13 protein-coding genes, 1 tRNA gene and 1 pseudogene are annotated in these 13,654 nt (G+C 70.2%); 9 read left to right on the forward strand and 6 right to left on the reverse strand.

What is annotated here, in order from left to right:
* Positions 1 to 42: 42 nt before the first annotated feature.
* Together KI388_RS01105 and KI388_RS01110 are read left to right on the forward strand one after the other, a co-directional pair.
* Entirely contained in the window at positions 43 to 1,206 is a 1,164-nt protein-coding gene (locus KI388_RS01105) for a signal peptidase I (RefSeq protein ID WP_215087582.1), read from the forward strand.
* Between the two features lie 3 nt (positions 1,207 to 1,209).
* Complete coding sequence (locus tag KI388_RS01110; protein ID WP_215087583.1) at positions 1,210 to 2,565, forward strand: DUF5305 domain-containing protein; 1,356 nt, start codon at positions 1,210 to 1,212, stop codon at positions 2,563 to 2,565.
* 172 nt (positions 2,566 to 2,737) lie between these two features.
* Here the strand turns inward: KI388_RS01110 and KI388_RS01115 are convergent, their stop codons facing one another.
* Positions 2,738 to 2,932: a heavy metal-associated domain-containing protein gene (locus KI388_RS01115; protein WP_215087584.1), complete on the reverse strand. Its 195-nt coding sequence runs from the start codon at positions 2,930 to 2,932 to the stop codon at positions 2,738 to 2,740.
* Positions 2,933 to 3,527: 595 nt separating this feature from the next.
* Between KI388_RS01115 and KI388_RS01120 the strand changes: the two genes are divergently transcribed.
* From KI388_RS01120 to KI388_RS01130, 3 genes are all read left to right on the forward strand, one after another.
* A complete protein-coding gene (locus KI388_RS01120) occupies positions 3,528 to 4,118 on the forward strand; it encodes an AsnC family transcriptional regulator (RefSeq protein ID WP_215087585.1) in 591 nt (196 codons plus the stop codon).
* A 66-nt stretch (positions 4,119 to 4,184) separates the two neighbouring features.
* Positions 4,185 to 4,335 (forward strand) — tRNA-Gln (locus tag KI388_RS01125).
* Positions 4,336 to 4,554: 219 nt separating this feature from the next.
* Positions 4,555 to 5,058 carry a hypothetical protein gene (locus KI388_RS01130; protein WP_215087586.1) on the forward strand — a complete coding sequence of 168 codons (504 nt, stop codon included), beginning with the start codon at positions 4,555 to 4,557 and terminating at the stop codon, positions 5,056 to 5,058.
* Between the two features lie 47 nt (positions 5,059 to 5,105).
* On the opposite strand, the gene KI388_RS01135 is transcribed toward KI388_RS01130, so the two are convergent.
* The 4 genes from KI388_RS01135 to KI388_RS01150 all read right to left on the reverse strand — a co-directional run bounded on the left by KI388_RS01135 (position 5,106) and on the right by KI388_RS01150 (position 7,811).
* On the reverse strand, positions 5,106 to 5,312 hold the full coding sequence (locus KI388_RS01135) for a hypothetical protein (RefSeq protein ID WP_215087587.1): 207 nt from the start codon (positions 5,310 to 5,312) through the stop codon (positions 5,106 to 5,108).
* Positions 5,313 to 5,628: 316 nt separating this feature from the next.
* Complete coding sequence (locus KI388_RS01140; protein WP_215087588.1) at positions 5,629 to 6,681, reverse strand: hypothetical protein; 1,053 nt, start codon at positions 6,679 to 6,681, stop codon at positions 5,629 to 5,631.
* Entirely contained in the window at positions 6,678 to 7,163 is a 486-nt protein-coding gene (locus KI388_RS01145) for a FlaD/FlaE family flagellar protein (RefSeq protein WP_215087589.1), read from the reverse strand. Before KI388_RS01145 ends, KI388_RS01140 begins: the two co-directional genes overlap by 4 nt.
* A 132-nt stretch (positions 7,164 to 7,295) precedes the next feature.
* A complete protein-coding gene (locus KI388_RS01150) occupies positions 7,296 to 7,811 on the reverse strand; it encodes a zinc ribbon domain-containing protein (protein ID WP_215087590.1) in 516 nt (171 codons plus the stop codon).
* 151 nt (positions 7,812 to 7,962) lie between these two features.
* Between KI388_RS01150 and KI388_RS01155 the strand changes: the two genes are divergently transcribed.
* The 4 genes and pseudogenes from KI388_RS01155 (at position 7,963) to KI388_RS01170 (ending at position 13,155) form a co-directional block, all read left to right on the forward strand.
* A complete protein-coding gene (locus tag KI388_RS01155; protein ID WP_215087591.1) occupies positions 7,963 to 8,898 on the forward strand; it encodes a pantoate kinase in 936 nt (311 codons plus the stop codon).
* A 56-nt stretch (positions 8,899 to 8,954) separates the two neighbouring features.
* Positions 8,955 to 9,503, forward strand: a pseudogene (locus KI388_RS01160) (DICT sensory domain-containing protein); the annotation flags it as partial.
* 499 nt (positions 9,504 to 10,002) lie between these two features.
* Positions 10,003 to 11,397 carry a signal recognition particle protein Srp54 gene (locus tag KI388_RS01165; RefSeq protein WP_215087592.1) on the forward strand — a complete coding sequence of 465 codons (1,395 nt, stop codon included), beginning with the start codon at positions 10,003 to 10,005 and terminating at the stop codon, positions 11,395 to 11,397.
* A gap of 528 nt (positions 11,398 to 11,925) precedes the next feature.
* Positions 11,926 to 13,155 carry an MFS transporter gene (locus tag KI388_RS01170; protein ID WP_215087593.1) on the forward strand — a complete coding sequence of 410 codons (1,230 nt, stop codon included), beginning with the start codon at positions 11,926 to 11,928 and terminating at the stop codon, positions 13,153 to 13,155.
* Positions 13,156 to 13,182: 27 nt separating this feature from the next.
* Here KI388_RS01170 and KI388_RS01175 read toward each other — a convergent pair whose 3' ends face one another.
* Positions 13,183 to 13,605, reverse strand: a complete 423-nt coding sequence (locus KI388_RS01175; RefSeq protein ID WP_215087594.1) for a DUF2237 domain-containing protein — start codon at positions 13,603 to 13,605, stop codon at positions 13,183 to 13,185.
* Between the last annotated feature and the right edge of the window lie 49 nt (positions 13,606 to 13,654).

A 13,654-nucleotide genomic window follows, 5' to 3' on the forward strand; every position in this document is an offset into this window, starting at 1 on the left:
CGGTGGCCGCTTCGGGGCCGTCTCCGAGCCGAGTCCGACACAATGTCCATCAAACGAACGCTGTCCGTGGCCCTTCAGGCGGCCGCGGTGCTGGTCGTCGTCTCGCTCGTCGTCGGACAGTTCCTCGGCCAGCCGATCCTCCTCAGCTACGTGGAGACCGGGAGCATGCAGCCGACGCTCGACCCCGGCGACGGGTTCGTAGCGATCCCGGCGCAGATCGCCGGCGGGATCGGGACGGGCGACGTCGTGACGTTCGACGCGCAAGAGATCCAGGGCGGCGGGCTGACGACCCACCGCGTCGTCGAGGAGACCGAGCGCGGCTATATCACCCGCGGGGACAACAACCCCTTCACCGACCAAGACGGGGGCGAACCGATCGTTCAGGACGCGGACGTCGTCGCGAAGGCGCTCCAGGTCGGTGGGAGCGTCGTCGTGATCCCCCACTTGGGAACCGCCGCAATGGGGTTCCAGTCCGCGCTCGACGCCGTTCAGACGCGGCTCGCGGTGACGTTCGGCGTCCGCTCGCTCCAGGGGACGCAGGGGCTTGCGTACATCGTTTTCGCGGTCTCGGTCGTCGCCTACGCGGTCGACTGGTACCTCAACGCCGGCTCCCGCGACCGCGACTCGCGGGACCGGTCGCGCGACGACGGCACCTCCGTGCTCGCGATCCTCGGCGTGCTGGCGCTGGTGCTGATGGCGACGGCCACCGCCGCGATGGTCGTCCCGGCCGGAACGCAGGAGTACGGCGTCGTGAGCGCCGAGTTCGAGTCCGAAAACCCGACCGTCATCGAGAGCGGCGCGAGTCAAGAGCTAGAGTACGTCGTCCCCAACGCCGGGCTGGTTCCGGTGTACGCGTACGTCACGCCAGCGAGTCCGGGCGTCGACGTCGACCCGCAGCGCCTCTCGGTCGGCAGCCGCGGCGAGGCGTCGACGACGGTGACCCTCTCGGCGCCCGACGAGACGGGGTACTACCGGCTGTTCGTCGCCGAACACCGCTACCTCGCGGTGTTGCCGCCCGGGGTCGTCGACGAGCTGTACGGCGTCCACCCCTGGGCGCCGCTCGTCGCGATCAACGGGCTGCTCGGCGGCGGTATCGTCGGTATCGGACTACTGCTGTTGCGCGGTGAACCGGCCCGGATCCGGTCGCGCGACTCCCGCGAGCGCCCCCCGCTCCACAGACGGCTCCTCCGCGAGTTCTACAAGTAACACATGTCTTCAGGCCCCAACGAACGTCGACTCCGACTCCGCGCCGTCCTGAACGAACAGTCCACCGCTATCCTCGTCGCCTGCCTCCTCCTCGCCGCGGTCGGCGCGGGGCTCGCGTACACGACGCACGTCGACCCCGGGACGGAGACGGAGACCCGGACGGTCTCCTCGCTGACCGTCGAGAGCGAGTACCGCCACAGCGCGACGGTGACGGAGCCGAACGCCGTCTTCCAGACGGGCGCGGTGCTCGACGGGCGCGACACGTACTTCGCGCGGATCGCCCCGGAGCTCGACGTGGACGTGGCGACGAGCTACGCGGCGTCGAGCGCCGAGAACGTGACCGTCGAGGTCGGCTCCACGCTCGTCGTCCGCAACGTCGGTGAAGGCGACGTCGTCTACTGGCGCGACACGGAGCCGCTCGCGTCGGAGACCGTCTCGAACGTCGCTCCGGGGGAGACGGTGAACGCCTCGTTCACGCTCAACAGCACGGCGATAGACCAGCGGACGGCGTCGATCGAAGAGCAGCTCGGCGCCTCGCCCGGCGAGACGGAGACGTTCGTCACGACCGAGGTCGCCGTCGACGGGTCGATCGGCGGCGTTCCCACGGCGACGACCCAGACGCTCGAGATGGCGCTCACCCACGGCGGCGCCACGTACGCCGTCGACGAGCCGGGCGTCCAGTCCGACACGACGCCCCGGACGGTACAGGAGACGGTCGAGCGGGAGTACGGCGCGCTCCGGTCGTTCGGCGGGCCGCTCCTCCTGCTCGCCGGGCTCGTCGGTGCCGGCGGAATCGGGTACGCGACGCGCGAGTACGACCTCGCGCTCACGTCCGCGGAGCGGGAGTACCTCTCGTACCGCGACGACCGCTCGGAGTTCGCGGAGTGGATCACGACGTTCCGGCTCCCGGCGTCGACCCACGAGCGCCCGACGGCCGAGGCGGAGTCGCTGCGCGACCTCGTCGACTTCGCGATAGATAACGACACCGGCGTCGTGGAAGACCCCCAGACCGGCGCGTTCCACGCCGTCTCCGGGGAGTTCGTCTACACCTACCGACCGCCCGCCCCGGCGACCGGCGACCACGGTGGAATCGCCGGCGACGACGGCCAAGCCGCCGCCGAGGCGGTCGACGACGAGGGGTCTGACGACGAGGCGGTCACCGACGCGGACTCGACGGCCGTCGCGTCGGCTCCGGGCTCGACCGCCGCGACCCCCTCGGCCGACGGCGACTCGCCGGACGAGGAGCGTGAGGCCGCCGACGTCGACGTGCCGGACGAGGCGGACGTCTGGGAGATGGACACCCGGCCGACGGACGCCGACGCGGGTGGCTCGGACGAGGGGGACGACGACCGGGCCTGACCGCCCCGGCCGCCGACGGCGACGACACCCTCGCCCCGCGCCGGGCGTCGCCGTCGCTCCCGGTGACTAGTCGGCGTCTACCTCCCCGCGAGCGCGATCCGATCAAAGAAGTCCGGCAGTTCGGTCGGCAGAGATTCGCGCCTCGTCTCCGACGCTCCGTTGGCGCCGTCTCTTACGCCGACGCCTCGTAGCCGGCGTCCTCGATGGCGGCCACGACGGCGTCGACGTCGACGTCGCCCTCGACGGTCGCGGTCCCCGACTCGTGGTCGGCGCTGGCCGACTCGACGCCCGGTAGCTCCCCGAGCGCGTCGGTCACGTTGTCCTCGCAGCCGGTACAAGACATGCCGTCGACATCTATCGTCGTCATGGGCGCCCGTTGGCGCCGCGGACAGAACTGCCTTTCCGTCGCCCCCACGGTCGGCCGGTTTCGCGGACGCGGGTCGCCCGGTAGCCCCGCCCGGGGGACCCGTCGCTCAGACCTGTCCGGAACGGCCCCACGGACGCCTTTTTGCCGCGCCGACTGAGCCGTCGGTTATCCGCCCAGAGCCGCTTCGAGTCACACGGGGTACTCGAAGCGCGACATTATTCCAACAGTTTTCTCCCAACAGAAAGTTTATTATACGGACGTTTGTGCTACCTCTATGGTCCCCGGTGTAAATCGCCGCGTTATCAGCGGAGTCGCCGCCGTTTGCTGTGGTGTCGCATCGCCGTTCGTGTTGGCGAACGGCACCGCTATCGACGGGTCTCGGTTGCTGTACAGTTCCGTACTGCTGGCGGGCGCCAGTGCGCTACTGCCGGCTATCTACGCCCCTCAGCGCTCCTGGAAAACCGCGCTTTCGTTCACGTCCGTCACCGTCGGTAGCTGTCTCGTCTTCTGGCTGTCCGCGTTCGCTCTGCTGGGTGCGTAACTGCGGGTCCCTCCGCCCGGACGCCTTTTTGCCGCGCCGGCCGAACGGTCGACTATGCGCACCCTCGACGAGACGGACCGGGAGATCATCCGGCTGCTGTTGGCCGACGCGCGGCGCTCGTACAGCGACATCGCGGAGCGCGTGGACCTGTCGGCGCCCGCGGTGTCGGACCGGATCGACCGCCTCCGGGAGGTGGGCGTGATAGACGGGTTCACGCTCCGTATCGACGGCGACGCGCTCTCCGACGGCCTGCGGGTCCTCGCGACGCTCGCCGTCGCGCCCGCGGACGCCGACCGCGTTCACCAGGCGGTCGCGGGCCACGAGCGCGTCGAACACGCGTTCCTCACCGCCGACGGCGAGGTGACCATCGCGGCGCGCGTCGAGGAGGGGACCGCCCGCGACCTCGTCGACGACGCGGTCGGGTTGGAGGCGGTGCGCGACCTGTCGGTGCGCGTGCTCGACGCTCACGAGTGGTCGCCCGCGGTCGGGGACGCGGACCTCGCGGTCGACTGCGTCGAGTGCGGGAACACCGTCACCGCCGAGGGGGAGTCCGCCCGGATCGACGGGACGCTGTACCACTTCTGTTGTGGCTCCTGCCGGGAGAACTTCGAACAGCGCTTCGACCGGATCGAGGAGGGGGCGTAGCCGGCGGTGCCGGCTCTCGCCGCGGAGAGTAACGTACTTGAGTGCCCGCCGGTTAGCCGAACTCGCAGTCCCGTGGTGTAGTGGCCAATCATAATGGCCTTTGGAGGGAATCCGTCCGCGTCTACGGCTCACACGCGGCTGTTGGGCGTTCCGGCAAGAACGCCCGTCGGATGCCCGAAGTCAGCCATTGACGGCGGTTCGAATCCGCCCGGGACTATTCTCCGAACGAAGTGAGGACGAACAGTCCCGACTACGGATTCGAAGTAGGGAACGGAGCGAAGCGGAGTGACTGAGGTTCGAATCCGCCCGAGAGCGTCGTCCAACCGGACCGACTGCCAGGCGTTCCGCGAGCGTCCCACCTCTTGACAGCCCGCGCCTCCGTCGTCGCGTCCGAATCACCTGTGTTATTTTTTACCATGCGGATTGTGGGTGTCTCATGGACATCTCCGAATACCGGGAGTCGGTCGCCGCGAACCGGCGCAAACACGGCTTCGAGGCGGTCGACGAGGGGACGGGCGAGTTCGATCGACTGTGGGCGATCCGCGAGACGGACGACACCCTCGGTGACGTGGCGGTGCTGGCGACGGTAGTCGAGGGGGACGGCCCCGAGGACGACGGAATCGACGCGGCGGCGCTCGCTAAGACCGCGGCCGCGTTCCGCGACGCGCTGGCCGACCGCGTCGACGCCCGACCGGGGCGCGCCGACGGCGGCAAATCCCAGACGGCCATCGGCTACGTGGCGTTCGCGGTCCCGGACCCGGACGCGTCGCTGCTCGACGCGATGTCCGGGTTCACGGTCGCGAAGCGGCGGACGAACGTGTTCCCGCTTGTGTACGACACCGCGGCGGAGCGGCTCCACCGCCACGAGGTGCCGCGGCTGAAGGGGCGGGGGATCTACCGCCGACAGGCCGACGACGTCGAGCGCCTCTTTGACGTGTAAATAGCGGTCTGCGGATCGAGAGTGAGCGCTATCGAATTCCCTGTCGATCACTTATAAATACTCGAATACGGATCGGCGGTGAACGCCTCCAAAGCCCCAGCCGCTCGGCTGTGCGTGATCCGTAACTCCGCGGTGAACGCCTCCAAAGCCCCAGCCGCTCGGCTGTGCGTGATCCGTAACTCCGCGGTGAACGCCTCCAAAGCCCCAGCCGCTCGGCTGTACGTGATCCGTAACTCCGCGGTGAACGCCTCCAAAGCCCCAGCCGCGAGGACTCGATGCGCTCGCTGCGGTCCTCAGTCGCTCGCTTCGCTCGCTCCCTTCGGTCCTTGTGTCGCGCGTCTTCGTCCTCGCGGCTGCCCCTTTGAGTCCCGCCCGACCGCGACCGCACCGCACCTCAGACCTCCCCAGCCTCGTCGCGGCCGCTTAAAAGCGGCCGCGACTCCCTCGCGCGTGCTTCTCGCGCCCGGTGGGCGCTCGAAGGCACGCGCCACCGCATCGATTTCACTATCTATAGCGTGGATCGATCGCTACAGGCGTTAAAAATAGAAACCCGAACCGCTCGCGCGCCGCTCAGACGAGTCGCGCCGCGATGCGCGCCGCGCCGTCCGCGGCCGCGACTGCGGGCTCGTCGGGCGAGACGACCTCGACGTCGCGGTCGAGCTCGTCGCTGAGGCGCTTCTCGAACTCCTCGGTCAGCCCGGGGATGCACGCCATGCCGCCGGTGGCGGCGAGGGGGCGCCCGAGCGCCAGCTGGTAGGGCTTCATGTGGTCGTTCGCGAGCTCGGGGAGGAACTCGTTGGCGACGACGTCGACCGCCTCGTCGATGTAGCGGTCGATCGGCTCCTGAACGCCGCGGTCGACGGTGAACTCGTGACTCCCGCCGCCGGGCTGTTGAACCACGTCGGTGAACGGCTCGAAGTCGTACACGTTGCCGTGCTGCTCTTTGTACTCCCGCGCGGTCGTCCGGTCGATGTGGACCCGGCCCTGGGTCTCCTCCTCGACGGCGGCGACGATCCGGCGGTCGACCTCGTTGCCCGTCACCGAGCCGGTCGAGAACGGCGAGAGCTGCTCGCCGCGCCGGTAGGCGCACGCCTCCATCGTCGTCGAGCCGAGGTTCACTGAGACGAACACCTCGTCGATGGCGTCGAGGTCGTCGCCGTAGGCGGGGATCGCCCCGCACAGCGACTCGGGGTAGCTCCGGGTCTCGACCTCACCGATGGAGGAGCCCTCGATCACCGACTTGAGGTTCTCGACGCCCGCCTCGTTGTCGATGGTCGGGACCGCGTAGACGACCGCGCTGTCCTCGGGCACGTCGTGGGCGTCCACGACCGCCTCGAAGAAGCGCTCGGCGTCAGCGACGCTGTCGTCGTCCTCGGGGAGGCCCGAGCGCAGCATGAAGCGCACGCGGTCGGGGTACTCGACCGCGGCCTCCTCGCCGAACAGCACCTTCTCCTCGCCGGTGATGGCGTCCTCGTAGGTCGCCAGACAGGTCAGCACCGAGTGGCGCTCGCGCCCCCCGCGTCCGTCGGGGATGTCGAGCACCGTTCGGGTGCTGCCCAGTTTCACGCCGACCGCTGCCGATTCGTCCGATTCGTTGATGTCCGTGGATTCGTCGTCGCTCATTGGTCACTCGCACACGAAGCGATCCGGACGATGGAGACGAGGCTGATCCGGTGGTCCGCGGGCGTGAACGGCCGGTCGCGCGTCGGGGCGTCGAACCCCTCGAGGCGGCGCGTCAGCGCCGCGACCGCGTCGTCTCCGACCCAGTCGAGTTCGGCGTAGTAGGACAGCGCGTCCCGGCTCCGCACGTGACCGCCGACGTCGACGAGGTAACCGAGCCACTTGCCGAGTTCGCGTTCCGCCGCGGGCGACGCCGGGATAGCCGTCAGGTACGGCTTCTCCCCCGCGCCGTCGCCGTTCAACCGCGCACCACGCTGACGCTGGAGCAGCTCCGTGAACGCGGCCGAGCGCGCCGCTTGCTCGGCCCGGTTCCGGTTCGGCCGCCGGAGCGCCCGCTCCCGAGGCGCTCCGTCCGCGCCGTCTCGCGGTGCGTCCGCGATCCGGCGCAGCTCTCGTACGTCGTATCGTCGTGGATTCAGACTCATGTTCCGTCCGTCGTTCGCGTCCGTACTCGAACCCTCTCGGCGGGCTCATATGATAGTTGGCCCTCAGTTATCACCGGTGAGAAACTACCGGGGGACTCCTCTGCCCGCGCTCCTCGCCTGATTCCGCCCGCGCTACTCGTCTGACTCCGCCCACGGGAGCGGCTCGGTACACCAGTAACAGAAGCCGAGGTCGGCGTCGGTCTCCTGCCCGCAGTTCGGGCACGTCACTTCGAGCGTCTCGCCGTCCCCGCCGCTGATCGCCGCGGCCGGCGGGTTCCGACCGCTCTCCGGGCCGTCCTCGCCCTCCGCGCTCGCGGCGCGGCGGCGCATCGCCTCGGCGGCGGCGTCGGCCCGCTCGCGCTCCGCGACATCCGCCCGTCCGACGAGGTACGCGTCGAGCGCCGACAGCGCGAACAGGAGGGCGACGGGCAGCGCCACGTCGGTCGGGATCGCGGCCGACGCCGCGGCGGGATCGGCGAGGGGGTCGACCGGCTCGACGTCGTACAGCGCGAACAGGGCCACCCCGCCGCCGACGACCGTCAGGTGCCACAGCAGCGCCCGCCCCCACCGGCGCAGCGAGAGGTGGCCGAGCCCCGGAAGGACCAGCGCGAGCACGGCGGCGAGGACGGGACGCAACTGGCTTCGCATACGGCCCGGCTTCGCCCGGCCGGTATTTAGGCCTGCGGTGTCGTCCCGAGCGCCGGGAGCCCTCGACCCGCCCGCCGCGCCCGCACCCTCTCCGGACCGGTTTTCGTCTGGGATAACAACCGTTAATCGCGGCCCGCTCGTCCGCCGCCACATGAGCAGCCAGCGGGCGACCGCGTTCGTCCCGGGTCACGTCACCGCCTTCTTCAGCGCGCACCCCGCCGACGACCCCGCGGTCGCCGGGTCGCGCGGCGCGGGCGTGACGCTCACCGACGGCGTGACCGTCCGGGTGTCGGCGCCGGACGGTGCGGCCGACGGAACGGGGATCGACGACGAGGTCGCGGGCGGCGCGAGCGAGGCCGTCGGCTCCCGCACGATCGACGGCGAGAGCGGGTCGATCGGCACGGTCGACGACGTCCTCGACGGACTGGGCGCCGCCGCCGCCGACGTCGCGGTCGAGACCGATCTCCCGATCGGCGCCGGCTTCGGCGTCTCCGGCGCGGCGGCGCTGGGGGCCGCGCTCGCGGCGAACGCCGCGTTCGACTTGGGCCGCTCCGAGAACGAACTCGTCCGGACCGCCCACGCCGCGGAGGTCGGCCGCGGGACCGGCCTCGGTGACGTCGTCGCGCAGGCGCGCGGCGGGGTCCCGGTCCGGCTGGAGCCGGGCGCCCCGGGCGTCGGAGCGCTCGACGGGGTGCCGGCGACGGCGCGCGTCGAGTACGTCACCTTCGGTGAGCTGTCGACGGAGGCGGTGTTGGGCGGCGACACGGCGGCCCTCTCCGCGGCCGGCGAGGAGGCGCTCGACCGGCTCCGGGCGGACCCGCGGCTCCCGACGCTGATGGACGCCGCCCGCGAGTTCGCCCGCGGGGCGGACCTCCTCGTCCCGGAAGTTGCCGAGGCGCTCGCGGCGGTCGAGTCGGCCGGCGATGAGGGGACGGAGGGGGGGGACGACCCCGGGGCCGCGATGGCGATGCTCGGGCGCACCGTCTTCGCACTCGGGACCGGGCTCTCGGACGCGGGCTACGACCCCGAAGTCTGTCGGGTCGACGCCGCCGGCGCGCGGCTCGTCGACGGCCGTGACCGGCGATAAGGACTTTGCGCCTCTCGCCGGAGTAGCGCATGGCCGAGTCGCTCCGCTCGTTCTTCGACGAACTGCTCGAATCGGTGCTGGTCATCAACTCCGACCTGTACAAGACTGGGGGCATCGAACTCGACGAGGCCGCGCTCCCGGCGGTGTTCGAGGGGCTCGACGAGGTCCCGTTTCGGGTCCGCGGCTACCCCGCCTCGAACAAGGAGAAGCTCCTCCTCATCATCACCTCGCGGGTGATAGAGCGGATCGCGGCCGAACACGGGACGGGGACGCTGCGCGCCTCGTTCCAGCGCCTCTCGCGGATCGACGACGAGCGCGGCACCCGGTCGGTGTACGAGCGCGTCGCCGGGAGCGGCGTCGACGTCCACGTGTACGGCGTCGGTGACGTGGACCCGCTGTCGTCGCTGCCCGTGACGGTCCACAGCGGGACCTCCTACCCGTACCGGCGGTCGTGGTTCGTCGTGTTCACGCCGCCCGAGGGGGTCGACGGCGACCACGTCGCGCTGCTCGCGCTCGAAGACGAGCCGAACGTCTGGGACGGCTTCTGGACGTTCCGCCCGGAGCTCGTGACGCGGATCGAGCGGTATATCGCGGAACACGTCTGAGGCGGACGGTTAGGGGAGAACCGTCGGATCGAGGCGGCGGCGATATAATCATCTAGCGGTGGCGCGTGCCGACGAGCGCCCGGAGGGCGCGAGTCGCACGCGCGAGGGAGTCGCTGGCGCCATCGGCGCCAGCGACGAGGCTGGGGAGGTGTGAGGTGCGGTCGCGGTGCTGTGCGGGGTGGGACTCAAAGGGGAAGCCGGGAGGACGAAGACGCGCGACGCAAGGACCGCAGGAACGAGTGAAACGAGTGACGAGGACCGTGGTTCGAGAGAGCAAAGCTCTCTCGTCATCACGAGACGCCTTCGGCGTCTCGAACGACAGCGAGCGCATCGAGTCCTCCCGGCTGGGGCTTTGGCGGTGTTCACCACAGAGTCACAGATCACGTATAGCCGAGCGGCTGGGGCTTTGGCGGTGTCCACCACCAAGTCACAATCACGCACGTATTCCGCGGCCGCCGACGAACAAAGCTTTACCGCGTCGCCCGCCTAGCTCCGGCAAATGGTACTCGACGACCTCGGTACGTCCCTGCGGAGCAGCCTCGACAAGCTCCAGGGGAAGTCCCGACTCTCCGAGAGCGACGTCGAGGAGATCGTCAAGGAGATCCAGCGCTCCCTCCTCTCGGCCGACGTCGACGTCTCCCTCGTCATGGAGCTGTCGGACTCGATCAAGTCCCGCGCGCTCGAAGAGGAGCCGCCGGGCGGCACCACCGCGAAGGACCACGTCCTCCGGATCGTCTACGAGGAGATGGTCGAACTGGTGGGCGACTCCACCGAACTCCCCTTAGAAAACCAGACGATCCTGCTCGCCGGGCTTCAGGGGTCGGGGAAGACCACCTCCGCGGCGAAGATGGCGTGGTGGTTCTCGAAGAAGGGACTCCGCCCCGCGGTCATCCAGACCGACACGTTCCGGCCGGGCGCGTACGATCAGGCGAAACAGATGTGCGAGCGCGCAGAGGTCGAGTTCTACGGGAACCCCGACAACGACGACCCGGTCGACATCGCGCGCACCGGTCTCGAAGAGACCGAAGACGCCGACGTCCACATCGTCGACACGGCGGGCCGGCACGCGCTCGAAGACGACCTCATCGCGGAGATAGAGGAGATCGAGGGCGTCGTCGACCCCGACCGCTCGCTGCTCGTCTTGGACGCCGCGATCGGGCAGGGCGCGAAAGAGCAGGCCCGCCAGTTCGAGGAGTCGATCGGCATCGAGGGCGTGATGATCACCAAGCTCGACGGGACCGCGAAAGGTGGGGGCGCGCTGACCGCGGTCAACGAGACCGACTCCTCCATCGCCTTCCTCGGCACCGGCGAGACGGTGCAGGACATCGAGCGCTTCGAGCCGTCCGGGTTCATCTCCCGGCTGCTCGGGATGGGGGACCTGAAACAGCTCTCCGAGCGCGTCGAGCGCGCGATGCAGGAGACCCAAGAGGAGGACGACGACTGGGACCCCGAGGACATGCTTCAGGGCGAGTTCACCCTGAAGGACATGAAACGCCAGATGGACGCGATGAACAAGATGGGACCGCTCGACCAGGTGATGGACATGATCCCCGGGCTGGGCGGCGGGATGATGGACGAACTCCCGGACGACGCGATGGACGTCACCCAAGACCGGATGCGCCGGTTCGAGCGCATCATGGACTCGATGACGGAGGAGGAGCTAGAGAACCCCCGCGTCGTCGGCCAGTCCCGCGTCGAGCGGATCGCCCGCGGCTCCGGCACCGACGAGGAGACGGTCCAGCAGCTCTTAGAGCAGCACTCGATGATGGAGGAGACGATCGGCCAGTTCCAGGGGATGGGCGAGGGCGACATGCAGCGCATGATGAAGAAGATGGGCGGCGAGGGCGGCGGCGGTCTCGGCGACATGATGGGCGGCGGCAAAGGGCCGTTTTAAATAGTATCTCATCCGCGAACTGATTAGAAATCGTCGCCCACGCGGGCGACGGCGAATGCTTCCAACTCCCCAGCCGGTCACTTATAAACAGCCAATTGCGGATCGACGGCGAACACCTCCAAAGCCCCAGCCGGGAGGGCTCGGTGCGCTCGCTGTCGTTCGAGACGCCGAAGGCGTCTCGTGATGACGAGAGAGCTTTGCTCTCTCGAACCACGGTCCTCGGCGCTCACTCCGTTCGCGCCTGCGGTCCTTACGTCGCGCGCCTTCGCCCTCCCGGCTGCCCCTTTGAGTCCCACCCCGCACAGCGACCGCACCGCACCTCACGCCTCCCCAGCCTCGTCGGGCGCGTCCTTCGGGCTCCCTTCGGTCGCCCTCGGAGCGCCCGACTCCCTCACGCGTGTGACTCGCGCCCTCCGGGCGCTCGTCAGCACGCGCCACCGCGGAAATCGAGGTAACAAGATCGATCCCTACCGGCAGTCCCCGAGCGCTTCAGGCCCTTTATACGGGTGACCGGGCTACGCTCCGCCGATGGACCGCGACCGGATCGGCGAGTACGACGCCTTGATCCTCGTCTCGCTGATCTGGTTCCTCGGGAAGTTCGTCCGCTACCTCTTCCCGCCGCTGTTCGAGTCGATTCAGGGCGCCTACGGCGTGAGCAACGCCACCGTCGGGACCGCGTTCACGGGGTTCATGGTCGTGTACGCCCTCCTCCAGTTCCCGAGCGGCGCGGTCGCGGACCGGCTCGGCCCGGTGCGGGTGATCGTCGCCGGCGCGCTCGTCGCCGGCGCGGGGTCGCTCGCCATCGTCTTCGACGCCCCCTTCGCCGCCCTCGTCGCGGCGATGCTCGTCGTCGGCGCGGGGACGGGCGTCCACAAGACCGTCTCCGTGCGGCTGATCGCCCGCGTCTACCCCGCCCGCACCGGACGGATGCTCGGCGCGCACGACACGCTCGGCGCGATGGGCGGGGTGGCCGCGCCCGCGGTCGTCGTCGCCGTCCTCTCGGCGCCGCCCGCGCTCGCGGCCGTCCTCGCGTACCTCCCCGGCGCCGACTGGCGCGCGCCGTTCCTCCTCACCGGCGTCCTCGCCGTCGGCCTCGCGGTCGCGACCGCGGTCCGGCTCTCCGGGTCGCCCGCGGCGACCGGGGGGAGCGACGCCGACGGCGACGACTCGCCGGGGACGCGCGAGTACCTCCGGCTGTTCCGGAACCCGCGCTTCTCGGCGTTCGTGCTGGTGACGGTCGGGTTCTCGTTCGCGCACAACGGGCTGGTCGCGTTTCTCCCGCTGTACCTCTCGGAGGCCGCCGGGCTGGCGACGTCGACCGCGAACCTCCTCTACTCGCTCGTCTTCGCGGTGACGTTCGTCCAGCTGGTCACCGGCGACCTCTCCGACCGCGTCGGGCGGTTCCCCGTGATGGTCGGCACGCTCGGGTTGGCCGCGGCGGCGCTCGTCGCGCTCGTCTCACTCCCGGGCCTCGGGCTCGGCGCCGTCGCGGCCGCCGTCGTCGTCGCCGCGTTCGGACTCGGCTCGCACGGCTTCCAGCCCGTGCGCAGCGCCTACCTGATGGAACTGCTCCCAGAGCGGCTCGCCGGTGGGGGGCTGGGCGTCGTCCGGACGCTGCTCATGGGCGCCGGCGCGCTCGCGCCGAGCGCGGTCGGCGTCACCGCGGACGCGGTCGGGTTCCGCCCCGCGTTCGGGCTGCTCGCCGGGTCGATGGGCCTCGCCGCGGTCGTCGCGGGCGGGCTCTGGGTGACGGAGTAACTGGCTCCTACACGGCGCTCGCAACGCTCAGTCGAGGCTCCCGGGCTCGAACGCCTCCGGGTCGAACTCGTGGTCGCGGAGCCGGTCGGCGTCGACCGCCCGCAGGACGGACTCGTTCGTGGCCTCCAGGACGACCGGCGGGGCGACCCCCGCCTCGGCCGCCTCCAGCCACCGACCGACGCAGAGACACCAGCGGTCGCCCGGCTCCAGCCCCGGGAAGTCGAACTCGGGGCGCGGCGTGATCAGGTCGTTGCCGCGGTCGCGGCTGTACTCGAGAAACTCGGCCGTGAGGACCGCACAGAGCGTGTGCTCTCCGGCGTCGCCGTCGACGTCGCGGCAGCGCCCGTCGCGGAGGTACCCCGTGACGGGGTCGCGGCCGCAGGGGGCCAGTTCGTCGCCGAACACGTTGCGCTCGTCGCGGTCGTCGTCGTGACTGTCGTCCGCTGACACGGATCACGGTTCCCGCCCCGTCGACATAAGTGGGACGCCGACGAACGGT

The sequence above is a fragment of the Halorubrum sp. 2020YC2 genome, assembly GCF_018623055.1.
In the GTDB taxonomy this organism is placed as follows: Archaea; Halobacteriota; Halobacteria; order Halobacteriales; family Haloferacaceae; genus Halorubrum.

Coding starts and splice junctions, on each gene's coding strand:
- KI388_RS01105 (WP_215087582.1), top strand. CDS start 43: ATGTCCATCAAACGAACGCTGTCCGTGGCCCTTCAGGCGGCCGCGGTG.
- KI388_RS01110 (WP_215087583.1), top strand. CDS start 1,210: ATGTCTTCAGGCCCCAACGAACGTCGACTCCGACTCCGCGCCGTCCTG.
- KI388_RS01115 (WP_215087584.1), bottom strand. CDS start 2,932: ATGACGACGATAGATGTCGACGGCATGTCTTGTACCGGCTGCGAGGAC.
- KI388_RS01120 (WP_215087585.1), top strand. CDS start 3,528: ATGCGCACCCTCGACGAGACGGACCGGGAGATCATCCGGCTGCTGTTG.
- KI388_RS01130 (WP_215087586.1), top strand. CDS start 4,555: ATGGACATCTCCGAATACCGGGAGTCGGTCGCCGCGAACCGGCGCAAA.
- KI388_RS01140 (WP_215087588.1), bottom strand. CDS start 6,681: ATGAGCGACGACGAATCCACGGACATCAACGAATCGGACGAATCGGCA.
- KI388_RS01145 (WP_215087589.1), bottom strand. CDS start 7,163: ATGAGTCTGAATCCACGACGATACGACGTACGAGAGCTGCGCCGGATC.
- KI388_RS01150 (WP_215087590.1), bottom strand. CDS start 7,811: ATGCGAAGCCAGTTGCGTCCCGTCCTCGCCGCCGTGCTCGCGCTGGTC.
- KI388_RS01155 (WP_215087591.1), top strand. CDS start 7,963: ATGAGCAGCCAGCGGGCGACCGCGTTCGTCCCGGGTCACGTCACCGCC.
- KI388_RS01165 (WP_215087592.1), top strand. CDS start 10,003: ATGGTACTCGACGACCTCGGTACGTCCCTGCGGAGCAGCCTCGACAAG.
- KI388_RS01170 (WP_215087593.1), top strand. CDS start 11,926: ATGGACCGCGACCGGATCGGCGAGTACGACGCCTTGATCCTCGTCTCG.